This window comes from Bacillus cereus group sp. BfR-BA-01408 (genome assembly GCF_022663305.1).
GTDB classification, from domain to species: Bacteria; Bacillota; Bacilli; order Bacillales; family Bacillaceae_G; genus Bacillus_A; species Bacillus_A pacificus.
Window position 1 is genome coordinate 13,670 of sequence record NZ_JAKUFF010000003.1, and the last position, 22,367, is coordinate 36,036.

Here is a 22,367-nt window from a genome sequence, read left to right on the forward strand (position 1 = left end):
ATAGATAATATTGTTATGTAAACTGTTATTTTAAGAGGAAAATATAATAATCAATAGAACATATAGAAGAGTGTAATTAAATATTTTGAATGATGGGAGATTATTATGGAGATTTTACAATCAATAACACAAGCTGTTATAAGTGGTAATAAGGAAAAAGTGGTGGAGTTTATAAAGACGAATCCAAGTGCAGTTAATGAATTTAGTGAAGATGGGTGGACGCTACTTCATTTAGCGGCTTATTTTGGACAAAAAGAGATAGCGAGTTTTCTTTTAGAAAGTGGTGCAGATATACATATTAGAGCAAAAAACGAAAATGAAAATACACCTTTACAAGCGGCAATAGCGAATAAGCAAATTGAGCTTGTTGCTTTCTTAATTGAAAAAGGATCAGATGTAAATGTTATACAAAGTGGTGGTTGGACGGGTCTCCACGAAGCAGCATTATTAGGGAATGAAGAAATTATCGTATTGCTTCTTAAAAATGGAGCTAATAAGATGATTGAGAAAAATGATGGAAAAACAGCCTATGATATTGCTTTAGAAAAAGGACATGAGCACCTTTTACATTATTTGCACCAGGAAGTGAACATATGATGAATAAATGGAGTGTAGGTATATTTTTATTTGATGATGTAGAAGTGTTAGACTTTGCAGGGCCATTTGAAGTTTTTTCTGTAACCGAAGCGGATGAAGAAAAACCATTTACTGTTTATACAGTTAGCCAAAATGGAGAAATGATTACAGCAAGAAACGGATTAAAGGTACAGCCGGATTATAGTATTGAAGATTTACCACCAGTTGATATTTTACTTATTCCAGGTGGTAAAGGCGTTCGGGAAAATGAAGTGAAAAATGATATTATAATCAATTGGATTCGTCAGCAAATGAAAGAAGTAAAACTAATGACTTCAGTTTGTACTGGAGCGTTATTACTTGCGAAAGCTGGTTTACTGGATGGCTTAAAAGCCACAACGCACTGGGCTAGTATTCAAACGTTCAAAAAAGATTTTCCGAATGTAGAAGTAATGGAGAATGTGAAATTTGTAGATGAAGGGCACATCATTACATCGGCAGGTATTTCAGCTGGTATTAACATGTCATTTCATATTGTGAAAAATTTGTTAGGTGTGGAGGTTGCTGAGGATACGGCAAAAAGTATGGAATATGATATTGATTTACAAAATTAAAAAAGCCCAAATTGGGCTTTTTTCTTATTTTAAGTGTATATAGGTATGATCTATGCTCTAAACTTAAGCTCTTAAATAGTCATTCTGGTTTTATCAAATATACGACAATGCATTTCTTTTCTCCTTGTAATCATGTTAAAACAAGGAGAAATTTGTATGTAAAAAAACTCTTCTACAATAGTAGAAAAAGAATAACAGAAACTACTATTTTATGCCAGTATACATAAAAAAGTGCAATATAAATATGGAAATGTCGTCGAATGCTATCTTTAATTGGTTAATTAGTGAGATATTTTTGTGAAGGAGCTTATTTTATAAGAATAGAATTAAAGTTAATAAGAAATCATGCCGATGGTAGTGAAAATATATGTGTTAGGGGGATTTCATAATGAGGAAACTCAAGCGAATAAATGTTCCTAATATACAAGAACAACTATCACAGTCTAATGAGAATCGAGCAATTAATAAGAAAAAACTAAGGCGATTTATATTCATGTTTATATTTATTGCGGCGGCTACTTTGTACGTTCAATTTATTTTAACGAAACAACAAGAAATAATTGTAGAAAAAAAAGATACAATAACGAACCAAAAAAAACAATTGCTTTCTTTAAAGAGAGATAAGGCTTCTTTAAAGACTAACATAGAAAATTTAACAGACGATGAAGAAGAAATTTTAAAGTTTGCGAGAAAAGAATATCAATTTTCTAAATCAAATGAAACTATATTTGTGTTGCCGAAGTAGTGTAATAGAACAGTTAGCAATAGCTAGCTGTTTTTTCATGTATGAATGTCATGGTACAAGAAACAATTACATATTGTAAAAATGAAGAGCTCGAGCTGTTTTTGTACTTATGGAATATATACGAAAATAAATGTTGTTAAAATTCTGTCAATTGTATTATAATACAAGGTAAGCGGATACATTTTTTAATCCATGTTGAGTTTATCACTCATACGACTATTAAGAAAACCGTTATCCCGTATTAGAAAGGAAGAGAGCTGTGTACGCTTCAAATACAATTTATGTCGTAGGGGATGCGAAAGCACCTCAAAATAATCCCATTACCGAAAAGTTTAAAAGCTATTTTGTAGCGTTTGTACTTGTTAAGGAGACTGGGGAAATTGTAGATGCAGATTGCTCAGCGACAATTGCATTAACATCTCAATTCGTTAAATATTTATTTCTACATAAAAATATTAATGACCCCGAATTAGTAATGGAAATAAAAGATCGTTATTTCGGTTCGTCTCAAAAAGCACTACTTGTAGCATTAAAAGATGCACAGAAAAAATATAATCAAATCGCTGCTTTGTCTACACATTCCTAGACAAAATCCAGCCGTAAGAATCTTCTTATGGCTGGATTTTTTTATTTCCCATTAACCTTCCACATGAAAAGTAGGCAAAAGAGGAGATGTATTGATCCAAAATCATTGAGAATTAAGGTTCTATTTTGCAAGAAAACGAAAGGATGAACAAAATGAAAATTACTGATGTAAAAGTAAATCGTAGACGTGTAAATCTGCATACACCGTTTAAAACGGCGCTTCGTACTGTAACCGAAATAGAAAGTATAGACGTATATATTCATACAGATGAAGGAATTGTTGGCAAGGGTGCTGCAGCTGCAACACCAGTTATTACGGGGGATTTCGCTAGTGGGATTGAAGAAGCAATTTTAGGGCCGATGCGTTCAAGTTTAATTGGTCAAGATATTACTCAGTTTCAGCAGTTACTACAGCACATTCAAATGAGTTGTATTGGAAATCCAAGTGCAAAAGCGGCGGTAGATATGGCTTTATATGATGTGTATTGTCAATATCATAACGTTCCACTTTACGCATTATTAGGTGGAAAAAAAGAAATTCACACAGATATTACTGTAAGTGTAGATGAACCGTTCATTATGGCGAAAGAGGCAAAGCAACATGTAGAAAAAGGATTTCAAACTTTGAAAATTAAAGTGGGGAAATCTGCCCCTTTAGATTTAGAACGTATTGAAGCGATTCGAAATAGCGTACCAAAAAATACGACGTTACGATTAGATGCAAATCAAGGTTGGAATCCAAAAGAGGCAGTTTCTATCATTAAAGAGATGGAAAATCGTCATTTAAATATTGAATTTATTGAACAACCTGTTCATGCGAAAGATTTGGATGGTTTAAAGTACGTCAAAGATCATGTACAAACGCCTATTATGGCAGATGAAAGCATATTTTCAGCGGGTGATGCATTGAAAATCGTTCAAGGAGGATATGCAGACTTGCTCAATATTAAATTAATGAAATGCGGTGGTATACGTGAAGCTTGGCGTATTGCTGATATTGCAGAAACAGCTGGTGTAAAATGTATGGTCGGAAGTATGATGGAATCCTCACTTTCTGTTAGTGCTGTAGCCCATTTAGCAGCTGCCCATCCTAATATTCATTACTTCGATCTTGATGCACCGCTTTGGTTAATGGAAGAACCAGAAGGAATGACTTATTCTGGATCAAAGGTAAACCTTCAATCGACAGTGAATAGTAAATCTTAGGAGAAGAGACTAGTAAACTATCTTTTAAGGGGGATATGTATGAAAAAAGTAGGAACTGCATTTTTAACAACTTTATTTATATTTTCATCGTTTACATCAGCACATGCTGAAGAGAAGAAAGATAGTAAGGCGTTTATCGATGTGTCTGCCGCAACACTTTGGACTGCACCTGATTCATTACGGCCAATTGATGTACCAAGCGCTACAAATCCAGTTGATTTGTGGAAGTGGACGAAATCGATGACGCTTGATGAAAAACTTTGGTTAACAAACGCAAATAAATTAGAAACGCAAGCGCTATTAGGTCAAGAAGTAACGGTTGTTGATAAAAAAGGGGACTGGGTGAAAGTGTTAGTCCATGGTCAGCCAACACCACGAAATGAGGAAGGTTACCCAGGGTGGATGCCTGAAAAACAGTTAACTTATAATCAAGAATTTGCAGATAAAACAAATGAACCTTTCGTATTAGTAACGAAACCGACAGCAATTTTATATATAAATCCTTCTGAAAAACATAAATCGCTTGAAGTGAGCTATAATACGCGACTGCCGCTACTAAGTGAAGATACAATTTCATATCGCGTGTTGTTACCAAATGGACAGAAAGCTTGGCTACGAAAAAATGATGGAACGGTTTACCGTTCTCAAAATGATATTCCAACCCCGGCGGCCGATGATTTAATAAACACAGGGAAAATGTTTTTAGGATTACCGTACATTTGGGCTGGTACAAGTGGCTTCGGATTTGATTGTTCTGGATTTACACATACAATTTATAAATCGCACGGTATTACCATTCCGCGAGATTCTGGACCGCAATCGAGAAATGGAATTGCAGTGGATAAAGAACATTTACAAAAAGGAGATTTAATTTTCTTCGCACATGATCAAGGGAAAGGTAGTGTTCATCACGTTGCTATGTATATTGGTGATGGAAATATGATTCACTCACCAAGAGCTGAAAGATCGGTAGAGATTATATCACTAAATACACCAGGATATATAGAAGAATACGCTGGTGCGCGTCGTTACTTACCTTAAAAAATAGAGGGAGGTTTTCAAATGAAAAAAGTTGTTCGTTACTCATTAGTTAGTACTCTGTTAGTTTCTTCAATTTTAGTTGGCTGCGCAAAAGAAAAAACAACGACAAAGCCGAAAGATGAGAAGAAAGTATTACAGTTACTAGAAACGGGTGAAATTCCGTCATTACATTCAGGGAAAGTAACAGATGCAGTATCATTTAACGTTTTAAATAACGTAATGGAAGGATTATTCCGCTTATCGAAAAATGATGAAGTGATTGAAGCTGGCGCACAAAAATATGAAGTGAGCAAAGATGGAAAAACATATACATTCCACTTACGTGATGCGAAATGGTCTAACGGAGATCCAGTAACAGCGCAAGATTACGTATATGCTTGGAAGCAGCTTATTAATCCGGATACTGCTTCTCAATATGCATACATTGCGTACGATGTGAAAAATGCGGAGAAAATAAATAAAAAACAACTAGGGTTAGAGGAATTAGGAGTAAAAGCGAAGGATGATAAAACGTTCGTTGTAGAGTTGGAACATCCTGTACCGTATTTTACGAAATTACTTATTTTACCATCATTCTATCCGATTAACGAAAAATATGCGAAAGAACAAGGTAATAAATACGGATTAGAAGCAAATAAAACGGTATATAATGGGCCTTTTACACTATCTGATTGGAAGCATGAAGCGAGCTTTACAATGAAGAAAAACGATAAGTATTGGGATAAAAAAGAAGTGAAGTTAGATGAAGTAAACTATCAAATTGTTAAAGAAATTTCAACTGCGGTAAATTTATATGAAACAGATAAAGTTGATAGAGCTGTCATTTCTACAGAATTCGTAGATAAATATAAAAATAATAAAGAGCTAAAACAATATACAGATCCAGTTATGTACTTCTTCCGATTTAATGAAAATGTGCCGATTCTTAAAAATAAAAATGCACGTCTTGCACTAAGTACAGTGTTTGATAAGAAAGGACTTGCGACTTCGTTTTTAAATGATGGTTCGGTTGCTGCAAACTATTACGTGCCAAAAGGATTTTTAAAAGGTCCAGATAACAAAGATTTTAGAAGTACAGCAGGTGAGTTTAATAAAACGGATGTAAAACAGGCGAAAGAATATTGGGAAAAGGCGAAGCAAGAGACTGGTATAAATGAAGTAACGCTTGAGTTATTAAACTATGATTTAGAAAACTTTAAGAAAGTAGGAGAATACATTAAAGAACAGCTAGAGAAAAACTTACCAGGCTTAAAGGTAAATGTAAAATTACAACCACATACGCAAAAGCTAGCGCTAGAGAAGAAGAAAGAATATGAAATGTCATTATCACGTTGGCTACCAGATTATCCAGATCCAATGACATATTTAGAAGTATTCCTTTCTGGAAGCAGTGTGAACAATACTGAATATGCAAATCCAGAATATGATGCGTTAATTAAGAAGATTAAAACAGAATTAGGTAATGATGAAAAAACTCGTTGGAAAGCATTGCAAGATGCTGAAAAGATGTTGCTGGATGATGCGGTAATTGCTCCAGTATTCCAGCGTGGATTATCTTACTTACAAAAGCCATATGTGAAAGATTTATACGTACATCAATTTGGACCAGCAACAAGTTTAAAGTGGGCAGATGTACAAAAATAAAGGATGAGAAAACAGACTCCACGTTTGTGGTAGTCTGTTTTTTAGTTAAAGTCGGGTAAATAGTACATGGTATAATTTACTAGTCTGTATAAAATTTTGGAGGGGAATGAAGTTTTATGTTTGAAGAAAAGAAAGTAATGCATACAAAAAGGTTATTCATGAGAAAGCCCATTATAGAAGATGTTGATCAATTTTATAGCATAGTAAAAGAAGAGGCTGTTGGCAAATGGCTTGCTAAATCAAAGGGAATGTCAAAGGAAGAAGTAAAGGACTATATTATGCAACTAATATCACATTGGGAACAGTATGGTTTCGGGGTATGGTTGTTAGTTAATAGAAATACAGGAGAGCTTTTAGGACATTGTGGTTTAAGAAAAATAGATGAAACAGGTGAAATAGAAATTATGTATTTACTTGATCCGGAATATTGGGGAAATGGATATGCGTCAGAAGCAGCAAAGGCTTCCATTCAATATGCAAAAGAGATGATGAATGTAAAAAGAATAATTGCTAGAGTAAAAGTAGCAAATGAGAACTCGAAAAAACTTTTACGAAATCTAGGGTTTATATATACTCATGAAGTTGATTATAGCGGGCGCCTATTATCATATTTTGAACTCAATACATCATCCGAAGAATTCTAGACATTTCATATGTTTTTTCATTGTTAAAAAATAAAATTATTACTAAAATTTCAGTGTGAAATGTATGTAGAATCTTGTATAATTAACGTGTTTCTATGGAAACATTTTCTTGCGCTATATAGGTCTTAATAGAACAAGAAAAGAAATACATACATGTATATAATAGATAAATAGAATGGAACATGTATAGAGAAAAAGGAGAGAAATGATGACGTGTCAAAGGCAAGGGTTACAATTTAATTGCGATAGGAAGAGGAACAAAAAATGAAAATGAAGCATGCTTTTGGTCCCATAATTTTAGCGTGTGTGCTGTTTTTTATTATCATACTCATCCCATCGAAAAGTTTAGTATCACTGATTAGTGATAAGAAGGTAGAAGATGCGGCAACTTCTTTACAAAAAGAAAAATTACAAAGTGTATTCTTGCAACAGAAAATGTTAGAGAATTCGCAGTATTTACCGATGTACGGTTCATCTGAATTTTTACGAATGGATGCATATCATCCATCTAATTACTTTAAAGTGAATCCTGCAGGTTTTACGCCATATTTAATCGGAATTGGCGGTACACAAAGTTTAGCTCATATATTAAATATGACGTCTACTATGGATGAGTTAGAAGGTAAAAAAGTAGTCTTTGTTTTATCGCCACAATGGTTTACAAAGACTGGGGTTTCCCAAGGGGATTTTACGAACAATTTCTCCAAACAACAAGCATATCATTTTATTTTTAATGATAAAATAAATGTAGAAATGAAGAAGCAAATTGCGAAACGACTTTTAGATTATAAAGTTGTTCAAGAAGATGATATATTAAAAAATTCCTTAGAAGGTATTGTATATAATGATACGAAACATAACGTAAAAGCGGGCTTAGTTAAACCACTTGCTTATATGCATCGAAATATTTTAGATCATAGAGATTTATTTAACTCCATATTTAAGATTGAGCCGATGAAAGAAAAAACAAATGTGGGACTACGTTCAATTTCTTGGGGAGATGCACGTAAACATGCGGAAGAAGAAGGGAAAGCGGAATCTACTACAAACACATTCGGAATTGAAAATCCATATTACTATAAACATAATTTGAAGAAAAAGTTAAAAGGTCTAAAAAACTTTAGAGCAAATGAATCGTATGAAGAATCACCAGAATATGATGACTTACAAATTGTTTTAAATATTTTTAAAGAGAAAAATGTCAAGCCGCTCTTTATTTCTGTACCTGTAAACGGACCATGGTATGATTACGCTGGTTTCCCTAAAGAGCGCCGTGAAGTGTATTATAAAAAAGTTAGGGAACAAGTTGAGAAAGCAGGATACCCAGTAGTGGATTTCTCTGGCCATGAATATGATAAGTATTTCTTAAAAGATACAATTCATTTAGGTTGGAAAGGCTGGATTTACTTTGATGAAGCAGTGCAAAACTTTTATACTGAAAAATAAGTGTGGAGAAAAAGGAACGGCTATAAGCTGTTCCTTTTTTAGAATAAATGATTTTGATGGGGGCAATTCGGAAAGGCGTGTATATCTTGAATTTGTCTAAAATCATAATGTTTCATTGCGAACTGCGCTTGATAAAGGTATTCATATACATACAATTGACCATCATGTGCTGAACATAATACACCAGAGGTTCCTTGCCCATTAATAAAGGAAATACCGATAGGGCGTCCGATTAAGTATTGTATTTTTTGTTGCCAATGCATAGGGGAATCACTCCTTTTTGAAATAATATACGAAATGAATGAGTGAATTGTAGCTTATCCACATAAGTATGAAGGCTTTTTATACAATTTCTAGAAGATATTAATATGAATGAATTATAAGTGCGAGAAAGGATTGAATAATGAAGAAAGAGAATATTTTGGAAGAAAAATTAAATTTAATAGAATGGTGTCAAACATTGAAGGGATTAAGTGATGATATGTGGCTTCGATCATTTAAAAATGGTTCGTGGGGAATTGCAGATGTGATTTCACATTTTATCGTTTGGGATACGTTTTTAATAAAGCATAGAATTCCATACTTTATAAGTGGACAATCTGTACCAAATGTTCCAATAGATGTTGAGGAAATGAATAAGGGAGCAATAAAATATGCGAGATCTGGTATTTCAAAAGAAGAAATATTAGATCAATTTAGTGTTACTCGTAAAAAATTAGTAGATCAAATTGAGCGAATTCCAACCCAATATTTTTATAATGACCATCAATTTGGTACTAAAAAAGTGAGGCTAAACCATTATTTTTCCTCACTCATTCAGCATGACTTAAAGCATAAAGAAGAAATAAAGCAATTTCTAATATATAATCAAGCCTATAATAAAAACCGCTAACATTTGTAATAAAATGTATAGCGGTTTTTATTTATATTTTTACGCAAGATTTTTACGCTTTTTTGTCCATTTTTTTATAACGAAGTATAAAAGAATAAGTATGACGCCACCAATTGCGAATGATTTCACATATGGTCCAGCAACATCGTTAATATTTTCCCAATTCTCACCTAGTTTTTCACCTAAATAAATGAAAATGATAGACCAAGGGATGATTGCAAGTGCTGTTAACGTAGTGAAACGTAGGAATGACATTTTTGTAATACCAGCAGGAATTGAAATCGCATGACGCACTACTGGAATGAAGCGTGCTGTAAAAATGACGCCAGTTCCGTAACGATTAAACCAATCTTCTGCAGCATCTATATGTTTTTTATGAATGAAAATATATTTTCCGTATCGTTCTAATATAGGTCGTCCACCGTATCGTCCAAGCCAATAAATAAAAATTTGAGCAATAACGCCGCCAATTGTACCAAATACAATTGCGCCTAAAAATGAGATACTACCATTGAATACTAAGTATCCCGCATAAGCAAGGACAATCTCACTTGGGATAATCTCAATCATAAGTCCAAGCATAATGCCCCAATAACCTAATCCTTCAAAAAACGTTAATACTGAATGAATAAAACTACTTACCATTGTTGCACCTTCTAGTTTATGTATTTTTGAATAGGTGAACCTTATACTTAATAACATAAAAGATTCACTATGTGTAGATTATACCTTATTTGTATAGGGGATTGCTATTTCAATTCTTTTATGCCTCTTATAAGTATTATAATAAAGTATGTAAGTTCCGTTTTCATGAAGAGATAATGAAAAGATTATTAAAAATTTCTCATAAAAAAATAGAAGCATTTCTGCTCCTATTTTTTAAGGCTTCACATCTAAGTTCTGTAAAAATAAAGTTGCTGTTACGTAACGTTTCGCTAACATTTGTACATAAGCGGTATGTACAGAAAGTGTGGCAATAATAATGGCGTTACGAATTGCTTCACGTTGTTCGTTATTAACCTGATCGAACTTGCTTGCAATGTTATCAGCTCTTTCTTTTACGATGTTTTCAATTGTATGGATTGTATCTGTTGCATTTAATTGTAAGCAATTCCCTTGATTGAGTTCTTCAAATAGAGAAGAGTATGCTCCATATAAATGAACAGGATTGATTAAGTCATCACTTCGATCGGCTGGGTCATTTACGATAAGGCGTAATAGCTTACGAATAGATTCAAAATCAAGTGCTGTTTTTAAATCTTCAACAATGAATAGTAAGGCTGCTTGTTCAATTGAATATTTTTTTCCTTTTTGAGGAGAGCCAATCATTTCTTTTATATCTCGTTTCACCCAGTTTTGCATGGCAGTTACAGAGAAACTTGTGTTTTCGATCTGATTGCCAAGCGCGACTATTTCATTTAAAGAGAAACCGACGTCTGTATCGTCAATTTTTATCAGTTTTTCAAAAATAGGTGAAAGTGCGGTAGTAATAAAAGCAGTTACGCTTTGTCCGCTTTCAATATCTTTTTTATGTGACTTTGCCCAAGCTTCTTGTAAAATACCGAGAGGCTTTTTCGTATTCCATCCTCTTAACGATAGAAGAAGGGTAGCCATTTCGTTTCGTGTGAGATGAAATGTTTCCATCTTTTCACCTCCATAAATAATAAAAAGTTCTTATGAACCTATAATATGTTTTGTTTCATTTAAAGTCAATTCTGTTTTGCTTAATTTTTCCTTTGTCACCAAACTGTCGGAAGTAAATAACACTTGCATATTTCGACAAAAGTTCATATAATAAGTTCATAAGAACCTTTAAAATGTTTTTAAAAATAAATCTATCATTCTGAATTTACTAGAAAGGTAGATTTCACATATATCTATATAAAAGGAGAATGGATATAATATGTTGAAAAAACTTGTAGCAGTCATGACAGCATTCATGGTTATCTTTGGAGCTAGTAGCTTCATGTTTGTAGATCACGCAGCAGCGAAGAGTTACAAATCTGGTAAAAAGTCATTTACACCAAGTTCAGGTCAAAAGTCAAAAGTTGATTTAAACAAAAAAGACTCAAATGTAAATTCGCAAAAAACGACTCCAGATTCAAAAACAAAAGCAACAAATACAGCACCAAAAAGTAATAAAGGAAGCTTTATGAAAGGTTTATTACTAGGTGGTCTTGGTGGTTTACTAATGGGTAGCTTATTTGCAAATATGGGAGCTCTTGGTTCTGTATTAGCGTTTATGGTAAATATGTTAGTAATGGCTGGTATCGTAATGTTAGCAATTCGTGCATTTAAATACTTTAAAGATCAACGTAAGAAAAAGGAAGATGAAGTAGCATGGAAACGATAAAAATTTCTGAACAAGAACTGATCAATGCCCTTTGCGTATATATCGCTGAAAAAAGACAAGTTGGTCCAGAAGAAGTTTTAGTTGAACTTATGTACGACGATGACTATGGTTTCTCTGCTGAAGTAGAGGTAAATGGTCGCCAGCAAATTTTAATTCAAGCGAACTTAATCGAAGCACTACGCTTATTACTTGACAGAGAATATAACGTCAATTCATTTGCGGCGAGATTACAACTTGAATTAGATGATGAAGAAGGTATTTACGCGTTAGCGAAATTTAATAGTGACGAACAATAAGACTGTTAGGGCTTTATGCTCTAGCAGTTTTTTATTTTAATTTTTATTATTAGTATTTTTCCTATTTTAGGATAAAATTCAATTTTTAATAAACTTATGAATTGGTAAAAATATGTTATTATTATTGAAAACATTTTATGTTAATAGGAGGATATTATGAAAAAGAGATTATTAGCAACAATAGCTACGGTATGTTTATCTTTAACTGCTTGTAATTCAACAGAAGAAACAAAGAATGTAAAGGCGAAAGAGAAAACAGAGAAGAGTGTAGAACAAAAAACTGACACAGCAAATCAAAAAGTTGAGGAAGTAAAATCAGCAAGTACAGTAGAACAGTTATCACAAGACCATAATGTGTCAATAGAAGGAGATGGTAAAAATTCTTCTGATTTCTTTGAGTTGAAAGCTGGTTTTGTAATTGCTGATGTAGAACATAAAGGGAAAAGTAATGCAATCCTTCATTTGAAAGATGAACAGGGAAATGATGCGGGAACACTTTCTAACTTTATTGGAAATGGTAAACAAAAAAAATTAGTTGTTATAAAAGAGAGTGGAAAGTATTTCATTGATGCACTAGCAGACGGACACTGGAGTGCTAATATGTCTCAATCTATTCCGATGGATAAAGTAGTGACGACTCCAGGGGCAGTAAGCGGGCATGGTAGTGATGTTGTATTTGTAAAGTTAGAAAAAGGTTTAAAAGAATTTCATGGGATACATAATAACGGGAAAAGTAATTTTATCGTTCATCTAAATGATAGTACTTTATTTAACGAAATCGGAAACGCTGATACTACGAAAAAAATGCCTGTAAAAGAAAATGGTATACATATATTTACTATTCAAGCTGATGGTGATTGGACAATTGAAGTGAAATAATTTGAAAAGCTCCTCTTATATTTTTGATAAGAAGAGCTTTTTTACAAATAAGTCTTATTAAAGAATTTCTTGTTGTTTATAGAAATCGTTATCATTTGTTTGGAATTTATGCCATAAATCATTCATCTTTCGTCTACCGATATCTACCATCGGATTAAACTGAATTGCAGCTTTCTGACGAACAAAGTGAACGTTTTGAATGGCGTGAGTTAATTGTTGGTCGACTATATCACGTTTTTCACTTGCATATTTAGCAATAGATAGACCTGCAACAGTTCCTTGTGCCATTGCAATCTTCCCGCTTTCAATGCCAGTTATATTACCGGCTACAAATAAACCAGGAAGAGGGGTTTCCATTGTTTCAGAATGGAGAGGAACGTGCCCGCCTAATTCCGGAATGTAACGGAATGGACAGCCAGCTACAGCAGCTAGCTCAGCAAGAGGATATAAGCCACCTGCAATACAAACGAAATCTGCCTCATATATTTGTTCCGATCCAGTGATGATGTTTCCTTTCGTATCAATATTAGCAATGCGTACACCTTCAACTTGATCTGTCCCGATAATTTCAAGAGCTGCTTTTCGAAGATGAAGAGGTGTACCGTTTATTTTCATACCGTTATTAGGGTAAAACTTTAATCCAGCTTGTTTCGCCCAATTATATTGCATCAATCGACTACCAATACGTAATAAAGGTGACGGGGCAAGGTGTGCAGCGTGTAAGAGAGAATTTAAAACTTCTTCTGGTTCACCAGCCTGTTGACTTAACTCACTTTTTTCAGGAAGTACGATATGTTCCACTTTAATTCCTACCAATTGTAATTCATTCAAAATGGCAAATGACAATATGTTAGCACCAATAATGATTCCTTTTTTCCCAACTTGAACACGATGTACATTCGTCATAACTTGAGCTGCTCCAATTGACATCACCCCAGGAAGTGTCCAACCAGGAAGAGGGATAGAGTACTCAGCAGCGCCAGTAGCAAGTAAAACGAAAGGTGCTTCTAACGTACCGATATTCGTATGGACGAACCAAGAACTTTCATCTTTATCTAAATTATAGACGGAAATGCCACATCGAATATCAACTGAAAGAGATTGTGCTTCTTCGTGAAGGCGTTTGGATTCTTTTATCCCGTTCCACCATTCTCCAGTAGGTTCTTGATGTAATTGTCCTAACAATCTTCCGCCAGGCTTCATAAATTCATCAATAACAAGTACTTTTAGTCCAAAACGGGCACAAGAGATAGAGGCTGATAAACCCGCGGGGCCAGCACCGATAATAATGACATCGTTCATCGCTTTTTCACCATCTCTCTCACGATATTTGGATGTTGTTTACCACTAATAACAACCATACCGTTTTCTACAACAGTTAAGCATGCTCGTACGTTTGCTTGATTGTTTACTGTGACGCGGCATTCAGAACAATGTCCAATATTACAGTAAATACCTCGTGGCGTCCCGCTATCTTCATGCACTCTTAATGTTCTTATTCCGTTCGCAAGTAAAGCAGCTGCAATCGTTTCATGTTCATATGCTTCATATTGTTGACCGTTAAATTGAAAAGTGATGCGATTACTATTATGTAAACTCCCTAAAATAGGGTGATGTGTAATTCTACTCATTTACTTTCACCTACCGATCCAAAAGTAACTGCTCGTACCGGTGGTTGGTATTTCAATGGAATATCATTTGTAGTTACGCCTGGATTTGCATTTTCAACCATTCGATCTATCATCATTCTACATGTGCGGCCACCGCAAAAACCCATGCCAGCACGTGTTCTTAGTTTTAATTCTCTTGCCGAGCATTTATAATCAGCAATTGTCGATTGAAGTTGACCATATGTAACTTCTTCACATCGACAAACAATTAAGTGATCTTTATTCGTCATATGTATTCCTCCTCTAGTTCGATTTGCACAAATTATATAATGCAAAAACTATGCCAATATAGAGGAGGGAAGGTTTATTGTAACCCAAGCTTTTTTAAACGATTATATAAGGTGGCTCTCGTAACACCAAGTTGTTTTGCGCATTCTAATTTATTCCCATTTAAAATGCGTAAAGCCCTCTCAATGACTTTTTTCTCATGTTCCTCCATCTCTTCTTGCAAAGAGAGGATTGTATGATTGTTGCTGAGTAATAAGGAATGAGCCGCATGATTATCTAAAGTTTCGGTTGTATGAAATGGTAAATATTCTTGCTTTATAATACCGTCAGTCGCAAATACGACAAGTCTTTCAATAACGTTACGGAGCTCGCGAATATTACCTGGCCAATTGTAATGAAGCAGTTCATGCATAATGCTTGAAGGTAAGTCGCGAATGGGTCTGTTATAGTTAATTGAAAAATTGTTTAGGAAAGAATAGGTTAATTCAATAATATCTTCGCGTCTTTCGCGCAGCGGTGGAATATGCAAACTAACTACATTTAGGCGATAGTATAAATCTTCTCGGAACGTGCCTTTTCTCATTTCTTCTTGTAAATCACGATTGGTAGCAGCGATAATACGAAAGTCAATATGAATCTCTTTTTCTCCACCAACTCGGTAATATTTTCGTTCTTGTAGTACGCGTAAAAGCTTCACTTGCATATCTAGCGGCATTTCTCCAATTTCATCAAGAAATAATGTGCCGCCTTGGGCGAGCTCTATTTTACCTTTCTTACCTTTACTATTTGCACCAGAAAACGCCCCGCGCTCATACCCGAATAATTCGCTTTCAAATAACGCCTCTGGAATGGCACCACAGTTAATTGAAATAAAAGGTGCCTTCGCTGCCTCACTAGCTTCATGAATTGCTTTCGCAAATACTTCTTTTCCAACACCACTTTCACCGAGTATTAAAACGGTTGATTTCACCGAACAAACTTTTCTAGCTAATTGTATTGTTCTTTGTATAACAGGGCTCTTTCCATTCATCGCAAGAAAAGGATCTGATTCATCTTTATACTTTGCTACTTCTTGTTCTAAACGGTGCATTTCATGTGACATATTGAATAGTTTTTCATTTAATGCGACTTGATTTGTAACGTCAGTTTCTGAAACGACTGCTCCTATAATTTCACCGTTACAATAAACTGGATTTGAGTTAATTAATACGAACAAATCTGGACGAGGTTGATGGAACTGAGCGATTATACTTTTTCCGTCATGTAATGATTGCAAAATTTCCAAATCTTTATAGTCAAAAAAATGAGTGATAGGTTGCCCAATAATTTCATTATGCTTGACTGAAAAGATCTTTTCGGCGCCATCTGTCCAGGTGCAAACGCGTTCTTTATCATCGATGACTGTAACGGAAGAATCCGTTGTTTGTATTACGGTGTTATAAAAAGAATGGAGTTCATTGTATGACTTAACAAGAAACGGGATGATTTGCTGAGCTGTTATACAGCATATAGGCTCTTTATTTTCGTTCATTATGATAACCACTATTTCATTGGAAAACGCGTCAATTAAAGCGGTGAATGAATCATCTTCATATATTACTGCGCAGTTATATTTTTCTGTAGTAGAAGGGCGGTAATAATACTTTTCGTTAATTTGCTCAATATGTTGCAAGCAGTATGTATGATCAATGGATAAAATTTTTAGAAATTCTTTTATTGTGGGAAATGAGAATGCCATATTGTCCTCCTATTATGTATAAAAATTTTGACAGTGATAAAAAAATAATACACTTATTTACGATAAATTTAAAATATTTTTACAAATAAAAATATTATTTATAAAAATTGTATATATGTACAGTTGGCACGTCAATTGCATAAAAGAAAGTGAGAGCTTTAGGGGAAGGAGGAATATTTTGTGAGGCACTGCGACGTTTTAATAATTGGAGGCGGTATTATTGGCTGCTCGATCGCTTATTACACTTCGAAATACGGAAGAGACGTAACAATCATTGAAAAAGGAGAATTTGTCAGCGGGACGTCTTCACGGTGTGACGGAAATATTTTGGCTATTGATAAAGACCCAGGATTTGATAGTCAAATGTCGTTAGTAAGTCAAAAATTAGTAACGGATTTAAGTGAAGAGTTAGAGCACTCATTTGAATATAGGGCACCAGGAAGTATTCTCGTATGTGAGTCGGATGAAGAGATGGAAGCAGCGCAGCAATGGGTAAATCGTCAAAAAGAAGCTGGTTTACCATTTCGAATGCTTGATAGGCAAGATATAAGGGAAGAATCACCATTTTTCGCAGATGATTTATTAGGCGGGTTAGAATGCGCAACAGATTCGACTGTAAATCCGTATCTTCTTGCTTTTGCACTTCTTGCAGAATCGAAGAAATTTGGTACGAAAGCTTTTAATCATACGGAAGTAAAAGAAATGAAAAGAGATATAGACGGTTCATTTATTGTAGAAACGACAAATGGGACGTTTACTGCGAAGCAAGTGGTGAACGCAGCGGGTGTGTGGGCTCCGAAAATTGGACAAATGTTGGATGTAAATATCCCAATTGAACCGAGAAAAGGGCATATTATTGTAGCTTCAAGGCAACAACACGTTGGTTGCCGTAAAGTAATGGAATTTGGTTATTTAATTTCTAAATTTGGCGGACAACGAAAAGTGGATGCTTTAACTGAAAAATATGGGGTAGCCCTTGTATTTGAGCCGACAGAAAGCCAAAATTTTTTAATTGGTAGTAGTAGAGAATTTGTAGGGTTTCATACGAGGATAAATAACGAGGTTATTAAATGTATTGCGAACAGAGCAATTCGCTTTTATCCAAAAATGGTGGATATGATGGTGATTCGTTCCTATGCTGGGTTACGTCCGTGGACAGAAGACCATTTGCCGATCATTTCACGTGTGGAACATATCCCGAACTACTTTATAGCAGCAGGGCATGAAGGGGATGGCATTAGTCTTGCTGCAGTTACAGGAAAAGTGATTGAAGAGTTATTAAACGAAAAAGAAACAATCATTCCTATTGAACCACTTCGTTTGAGTCGTTTTACAGAAAGGGTGTTAAACGGATGAGGTCACAAAGAGTCTTTACGACGATTGATACACATACGGGCGGGAATCCAACGAGAACATTGATTAGCGGCCTGCCTAAGTTAATAGGAGAGACGATGGCAGAGAAGATGATACATATGAAAAAGGAGTATGACTGGATTCGTAAATTGTTAATGAATGAACCGCGTGGTCATGATGTAATGTCAGGAGCACTATTAACAGATCCGTGTCATCCTGAAGCAGATATTGGTGTTATTTACATAGAGACAGGTGGATATTTACCGATGTGTGGTCACGATACAATTGGTGTATGTACAGCTTTAATTGAATCAGGTTTCATTCCGGTAGTTGAACCGATTACCTCGCTAAAGTTAGACACACCAGCCGGATTAGTTGAAGTCGATATATTTGTTCAAGATGGAAAAGCGAAAGAAGTCTCCTTTTGTAACATTCCAGCTTTTTTACTGAAAAATATTACAGTAGACGTCGAAGACATTGGAACTGTAGAGGCTGATATTGCGTATGGAGGGAATTTTTATGCCATTATCGATGCGAAATCAGTAGGGTTAGAGTTAGTACCAGAAAATGCATCTACAATCATAGATAAGGCAATTCATATAAGAAATATCATCAATGAAAAATTTGAAATCATTCATCCAGAGCATTCGTTCATTAGAGGATTAACCCATGTTGAATTTTATACAGATCCTACTCATGAAAGCGCTCATGTGAAAAATACAGTTGTCGTTCCGCCTGGAGGAATTGATCGTTCTCCATGTGGTACAGGAACATCAGCAAAGTTAGCGGTATTATATGCGAACCAAAAAATTGAGATTGATGAAGAGTTTGTTCATGAGAGTATCGTTGGTTCTTTATTTAAAGGGTGTGTCATAAATACGACAAATGTTGAAAATATTGAAGCGGTCGTAACGAAAATTACAGGTTCAGCTTGGCTTATGGGGATGCATAGATTTTTTTACAATGAAAAGGATCCACTGAAAGAAGGCTTTTTGCTAATTCCGCCGATGGAACATGAAACGGAGGATGTAAAATGAACATTCAAAAAATGTATACAGCAGTAGACGTACACGTAAATGGCGAGGCATTCCGTGTAATAAAAGATGTACCATGCAAGTACTACTACAATTTAGAACAATTAAACGAACAATTTTCAGGTGAATTAGCAGAAGAAATGCAGCTTTTATTAAATGAACCGCGTGGTTTTATCGGTTTAAATGGATGTATCGTCGTTCCTTCTATTCATCCGGAAATCGATGCAGCTGTATTATTTTTTAATCATGAAGGGTCAATACCTCTTCATTACGGAGGTATTGTCGCAGTCATAACGATGTTACTAGAAAGCGGATATTTAAAAAAGAGAGAGACGAATCAATACAAAATCGAAACGTTATCTGGCATATTTTTAGTCCATGCGTATGTAGAAAATGATGAAGTTGTATCTGTTTCGTTTGAAAGTAAAGTATGTTATATGATTGAGAAAAATTTACAAGTTGAAAATATAAGTTACTCTCTCATACAGGCAGATAAAGTATACGCAGTTGTAGAAAAAGATGCGTATTCACCAGAAATTCATATTGAAAACATTTCTGAATTGAAAAAATGGGGAGAAAGTACACTACAAGCTATACAAAAACAGTCGTTAATAAAAAGGCTTATTTTAGTAGATTCTTCGCAAAAAGAAAAGAACCATATAAAGTCGATTACCTTTCATGAAGATAACTTTATCGTACGATCGCCAGGTTTTGTTTCTACTATTGTGTCTTATGTTCACGCGTTATTTAAAAATGATTATATAGCGGATAAACCTTTTATAAATGAAAGTATATGTAATAGTTTTATAGCAGTTGAAAAAGTGAAGAAGGAAGAACTGGTTTACATTTTCCGTTTTGAAAGTAGAGGTTTTATTACAGGGATGCAGACGTTTCTATTAGACTCTACAGATCCGTTTCCGACAGGATTTTTATTAAAATAGTAAAGGGAGAGATAAATATGAAAAATATTAAAGGGGCATTTCCAGTATTAATCACACCGATGGATGAGTTTCAAGAAATTAATTGGAACGGTGTAAAACAAAATGTAAACTACTTTATTGAGCAAAAAGTGGCTGGCATTATTATAAACGGAAGCACAGGAGAGTTTGTTAGTTTGTCAAAAGAAGAACGATTTAAAATGGTAGAAACAGTATTAAAAGAAGTGGATGGTCGTATTCCGGTTATTGTTGGAACTGCTGCGGAGACGACGAAAGAGACGATTGAATATACGAAACATGCAGAAGCGTATGGAGCGGATTGTGCATTAATTATAAATTCGTATTATTGTAAACCGAAAGAAGAGGAAATATATTTTCATTTTAAAGAAATTTCAAACGCTGTAAATATTCCAATTATGTTATACAATAACCCGTTTACATCTGGTGTTGATATGAGTACAGAACTCATGCTACGCATTGGAAAAGAGTGTGAAAATGTTACACATATTAAAGAATCTAGCGGAGATATTCGAAAAGCAAGAGATTTAGTAAGACAAGGCGAAGGTGCGTTTCAAGTATTCTGTGGATCTGAAGATTTAGTTATGGAATCTTATTTAGTTGGTGCGACGGGCTGGGTTTCAGTAGCAGGTAATATCGTACCGGGACTTGTTACGAAAATGTATGAGCATTTCCAAAATGGTGAATTAGAAAAAGCTTGGGAAATAAACGATGCGATTTTACCTCTTTGTGAGTTTCTTGAAAGGTCCGGAAAATATGTACAAATCGTTAAACGCTCAATGGAATTACACGGGCAAGCTGGAGGGCCTTCTCGCTATCCGAGACTCGGATTAACTGAAGAAGAGAATCAAAAGCTTCAAATGATTATTTCAAAAATTGCTGCTCATGCAGCTGTTTAAATAAGGAGGAGAGCATATATGTTAACGAAAAACATTGAACTAAAACCAAAAGTGAAAGCGTTTTTAAATGAAGAAATTAAAATGTTTATTAATGGTGAATTTGTTCCTTCCATTAGCGGGAAGACATTTGAGACATACAATCCAGCAACTGAAGATGTTTTAGCTGTTGTATGCGAAGCACAAGAAGAGGATATTAATGTCGCAGTAAAAGCGGCAAGATCTGCATTTGAATCAGGACCTTGGGCAGAAATGACTACTGCTGAAAGAGCACATCTTATTTATAAATTAGCAGACTTAATTGAAGAGCATGGAGAAGAATTGGCGCAGTTAGAAGCTTTAGATAACGGGAAACCATATCAAGTAGCACTGGATGATGATATTGCAGCGACTGTAGAAAATTACCGCTATTATGCGGGATGGGCTACGAAAATTATCGGGCAAACAATTCCGATTTCAAAAGATTACTTAAATTATACACGCCATGAACCTGTTGGGGTTGTAGGACAAATTATTCCTTGGAATTTTCCGCTCGTTATGTCTTCTTGGAAAATGGGAGCTGCACTAGCGACAGGTTGTACGATCGTATTAAAACCAGCAGAACAAACGCCTTTATCGTTATTATATACAGCGAAACTTTTTAAAGAAGCAGGTTTTCCAAAAGGTGTTGTAAACTTTGTGCCAGGTTTCGGCCCTGAAGCGGGAGCTGCAATTGTAAACCATCATGATATTGATAAGGTAGCCTTCACAGGTTCAACAGTTACAGGAAAATATATTATGCGTCAATCTGCAGAAACTATTAAACATGTAACGTTAGAACTTGGTGGTAAATCACCAAATATCATTTTAGAAGACGCTGATTTAGAAGAAGCGATTAACGGCGCATTCCAAGGTATTATGTATAATCACGGCCAAAATTGTAGTGCTGGATCTCGCGTGTTCGTTCACCGAAAACATTACGAAACAGTCGTAAATGAACTAGTAAAAATGGCGAATAACGTGAAACTTGGAGCAGGTATGGAGAAGGAAACAGAAATGGGTCCACTCGTATCTAAAAAGCAACAAGAGCGTGTACTACATTACATTGAACAAGGAAAAGCAGAAGGCGCTACTGTTGCTGCTGGTGGTGAACGTGCATTTGAAAAAGGTTATTTTGTACAGCCAACGGTATTCACAAATGTTACTGATGATATGACAATTGTGAAAGAAGAAATTTTTGGACCAGTTGTCGTTGTACTTCCATTTGATTCAACAGAAGAGGTAATCGAAAGAGCAAATCGCTCGTCATACGGACTCGCTGCAGGCGTATGGACACAAAATATTAAAACTGGACATCAAGTTGCCAATAAATTAAAGGCAGGAACAGTATGGATTAATGATTATAACTTAGAAAATGCAGCTGCACCATTTGGTGGGTTTAAACAATCTGGAATCGGTCGTGAGTTAGGTTCATATGCGCTTGATAATTACACAGAAGTGAAGAGTGTTTGGGTAAATATAAAGTAATAGAGAATCTAACTGTTAATAAATAGAGGAATGAAATAATGAGATAGGCGGACAACTGGAAGATT

General features: G+C 34.9%; 25 protein-coding genes. 18 read left to right on the top strand and 7 right to left on the bottom strand.

The genetic code is table 11. The features are described 5' to 3' along the window. Window positions 1-105: 105 nt before the first annotated feature. The 9 genes from MR083_RS02555 to dltD all read left to right on the top strand — a co-directional run bounded on the left by MR083_RS02555 (window position 106) and on the right by dltD (window position 8,501). Window positions 106-597 carry an ankyrin repeat domain-containing protein gene (locus MR083_RS02555; RefSeq protein WP_016717726.1) on the top strand — a complete coding sequence of 164 codons (492 nt, stop codon included), beginning with the start codon at window positions 106-108 and terminating at the stop codon, window positions 595-597. Beyond that, window positions 594-1,190: a DJ-1/PfpI family protein gene (locus tag MR083_RS02560; RefSeq protein WP_242268439.1), complete on the top strand. Its 597-nt coding sequence runs from the start codon at window positions 594-596 to the stop codon at window positions 1,188-1,190. The genes MR083_RS02555 and MR083_RS02560 overlap by 4 nt, the downstream gene beginning before the upstream one ends. A gap of 388 nt (window positions 1,191-1,578) precedes the next feature. Continuing rightward, window positions 1,579-1,935, top strand: a complete 357-nt coding sequence (locus MR083_RS02565; RefSeq protein WP_242268441.1) for an FtsB family cell division protein — start codon at window positions 1,579-1,581, stop codon at window positions 1,933-1,935. Window positions 1,936-2,194: 259 nt separating this feature from the next. Continuing rightward, complete coding sequence (locus MR083_RS02570; RefSeq protein WP_000271328.1) at window positions 2,195-2,521, top strand: DUF3870 domain-containing protein; 327 nt, start codon at window positions 2,195-2,197, stop codon at window positions 2,519-2,521. A 143-nt stretch (window positions 2,522-2,664) separates the two neighbouring features. After that, window positions 2,665-3,726 carry a dipeptide epimerase gene (locus MR083_RS02575; RefSeq protein WP_041184676.1) on the top strand — a complete coding sequence of 354 codons (1,062 nt, stop codon included), beginning with the start codon at window positions 2,665-2,667 and terminating at the stop codon, window positions 3,724-3,726. A 39-nt stretch (window positions 3,727-3,765) separates the two neighbouring features. Beyond that, window positions 3,766-4,767 (top strand): C40 family peptidase, encoded by a 1,002-nt coding sequence (locus MR083_RS02580; protein WP_242268443.1) that lies wholly within the window; start codon window positions 3,766-3,768, stop codon window positions 4,765-4,767. Between the two features lie 21 nt (window positions 4,768-4,788). Then, on the top strand, window positions 4,789-6,411 hold the full coding sequence (locus MR083_RS02585) for a peptide ABC transporter substrate-binding protein (RefSeq protein ID WP_242268445.1): 1,623 nt from the start codon (window positions 4,789-4,791) through the stop codon (window positions 6,409-6,411). A gap of 116 nt (window positions 6,412-6,527) precedes the next feature. Next, the gene (locus tag MR083_RS02590) at window positions 6,528-7,055 is read left to right on the top strand and encodes a GNAT family N-acetyltransferase (RefSeq protein WP_000461352.1); all 528 of its coding nucleotides are present in this window, start codon (window positions 6,528-6,530) and stop codon (window positions 7,053-7,055) included. A 264-nt stretch (window positions 7,056-7,319) separates the two neighbouring features. Further along, window positions 7,320-8,501 carry a D-alanyl-lipoteichoic acid biosynthesis protein DltD gene (gene dltD, locus MR083_RS02595; protein WP_242268447.1) on the top strand — a complete coding sequence of 394 codons (1,182 nt, stop codon included), beginning with the start codon at window positions 7,320-7,322 and terminating at the stop codon, window positions 8,499-8,501. A gap of 38 nt (window positions 8,502-8,539) precedes the next feature. Here the strand turns inward: dltD and MR083_RS02600 are convergent, their stop codons facing one another. Further along, on the bottom strand, window positions 8,540-8,764 hold the full coding sequence (locus MR083_RS02600; protein ID WP_000558702.1) for a hypothetical protein: 225 nt from the start codon (window positions 8,762-8,764) through the stop codon (window positions 8,540-8,542). 140 nt (window positions 8,765-8,904) lie between these two features. On the opposite strand from MR083_RS02600, the gene MR083_RS02605 reads away from it, so the two are divergent. Continuing rightward, complete coding sequence (locus tag MR083_RS02605) at window positions 8,905-9,393, top strand: DinB family protein (protein ID WP_000711955.1); 489 nt, start codon at window positions 8,905-8,907, stop codon at window positions 9,391-9,393. Between the two features lie 39 nt (window positions 9,394-9,432). Here MR083_RS02605 and uptA read toward each other — a convergent pair whose 3' ends face one another. Further along, a complete protein-coding gene (gene uptA / locus MR083_RS02610) occupies window positions 9,433-10,038 on the bottom strand; it encodes an undecaprenyl phosphate transporter UptA (protein ID WP_000254808.1) in 606 nt (201 codons plus the stop codon). Window positions 10,039-10,272: 234 nt separating this feature from the next. Next, a complete protein-coding gene (locus tag MR083_RS02615; protein ID WP_242268448.1) occupies window positions 10,273-11,037 on the bottom strand; it encodes a DUF1836 domain-containing protein in 765 nt (254 codons plus the stop codon). A gap of 259 nt (window positions 11,038-11,296) precedes the next feature. Here MR083_RS02615 and MR083_RS02620 point away from each other — a divergent pair, with 259 nt between their 5' ends. The 3 genes from MR083_RS02620 (at window position 11,297) to MR083_RS02630 (ending at window position 12,921) form a co-directional block, all read left to right on the top strand. Beyond that, on the top strand, window positions 11,297-11,746 hold the full coding sequence (locus tag MR083_RS02620; protein ID WP_000914477.1) for a hypothetical protein: 450 nt from the start codon (window positions 11,297-11,299) through the stop codon (window positions 11,744-11,746). Next, window positions 11,734-12,042, top strand: coding sequence for a YxcD family protein (locus MR083_RS02625; RefSeq protein WP_000447760.1), 309 nt, complete (start codon window positions 11,734-11,736; stop codon window positions 12,040-12,042). The genes MR083_RS02620 and MR083_RS02625 overlap by 13 nt, the downstream gene beginning before the upstream one ends. A gap of 156 nt (window positions 12,043-12,198) precedes the next feature. Continuing rightward, a complete protein-coding gene (locus tag MR083_RS02630) occupies window positions 12,199-12,921 on the top strand; it encodes a hypothetical protein (protein WP_000746568.1) in 723 nt (240 codons plus the stop codon). Between the two features lie 57 nt (window positions 12,922-12,978). On the opposite strand, the gene MR083_RS02635 is transcribed toward MR083_RS02630, so the two are convergent. The 4 genes from MR083_RS02635 to MR083_RS02650 all read right to left on the bottom strand — a co-directional run bounded on the left by MR083_RS02635 (window position 12,979) and on the right by MR083_RS02650 (window position 16,557). Further along, complete coding sequence (locus MR083_RS02635; RefSeq protein WP_242268449.1) at window positions 12,979-14,223, bottom strand: NAD(P)/FAD-dependent oxidoreductase; 1,245 nt, start codon at window positions 14,221-14,223, stop codon at window positions 12,979-12,981. Continuing rightward, window positions 14,220-14,552 carry a (2Fe-2S)-binding protein gene (locus MR083_RS02640; RefSeq protein ID WP_000087050.1) on the bottom strand — a complete coding sequence of 111 codons (333 nt, stop codon included), beginning with the start codon at window positions 14,550-14,552 and terminating at the stop codon, window positions 14,220-14,222. Before MR083_RS02640 ends, MR083_RS02635 begins: the two co-directional genes overlap by 4 nt. Further along, window positions 14,549-14,821: a (2Fe-2S)-binding protein gene (locus MR083_RS02645; protein ID WP_000182236.1), complete on the bottom strand. Its 273-nt coding sequence runs from the start codon at window positions 14,819-14,821 to the stop codon at window positions 14,549-14,551. Before MR083_RS02645 ends, MR083_RS02640 begins: the two co-directional genes overlap by 4 nt. 74 nt (window positions 14,822-14,895) lie before the next feature. Continuing rightward, on the bottom strand, window positions 14,896-16,557 hold the full coding sequence (locus tag MR083_RS02650; protein ID WP_062821630.1) for a sigma-54 interaction domain-containing protein: 1,662 nt from the start codon (window positions 16,555-16,557) through the stop codon (window positions 14,896-14,898). A gap of 180 nt (window positions 16,558-16,737) precedes the next feature. On the opposite strand from MR083_RS02650, the gene MR083_RS02655 reads away from it, so the two are divergent. Genes MR083_RS02655 through MR083_RS02675 form a run of 5 tightly spaced genes read left to right on the top strand, consistent with a single transcriptional unit; the run spans window position 16,738 to window position 22,302 of the window. Then, window positions 16,738-17,913: an NAD(P)/FAD-dependent oxidoreductase gene (locus MR083_RS02655; RefSeq protein WP_046647342.1), complete on the top strand. Its 1,176-nt coding sequence runs from the start codon at window positions 16,738-16,740 to the stop codon at window positions 17,911-17,913. Further along, complete coding sequence (locus MR083_RS02660; RefSeq protein WP_046647340.1) at window positions 17,910-18,947, top strand: proline racemase family protein; 1,038 nt, start codon at window positions 17,910-17,912, stop codon at window positions 18,945-18,947. The genes MR083_RS02655 and MR083_RS02660 overlap by 4 nt, the downstream gene beginning before the upstream one ends. Continuing rightward, window positions 18,944-19,885: a proline racemase family protein gene (locus MR083_RS02665; RefSeq protein WP_001025539.1), complete on the top strand. Its 942-nt coding sequence runs from the start codon at window positions 18,944-18,946 to the stop codon at window positions 19,883-19,885. The genes MR083_RS02660 and MR083_RS02665 overlap by 4 nt, the downstream gene beginning before the upstream one ends. A 17-nt stretch (window positions 19,886-19,902) precedes the next feature. Beyond that, window positions 19,903-20,799, top strand: coding sequence for a 4-hydroxy-tetrahydrodipicolinate synthase (dapA, locus tag MR083_RS02670; RefSeq protein WP_000789613.1), 897 nt, complete (start codon window positions 19,903-19,905; stop codon window positions 20,797-20,799). An 18-nt stretch (window positions 20,800-20,817) separates the two neighbouring features. Continuing rightward, window positions 20,818-22,302, top strand: a complete 1,485-nt coding sequence (locus MR083_RS02675) for an aldehyde dehydrogenase family protein (RefSeq protein ID WP_000956379.1) — start codon at window positions 20,818-20,820, stop codon at window positions 22,300-22,302. Window positions 22,303-22,367 lie beyond the last annotated feature (65 nt).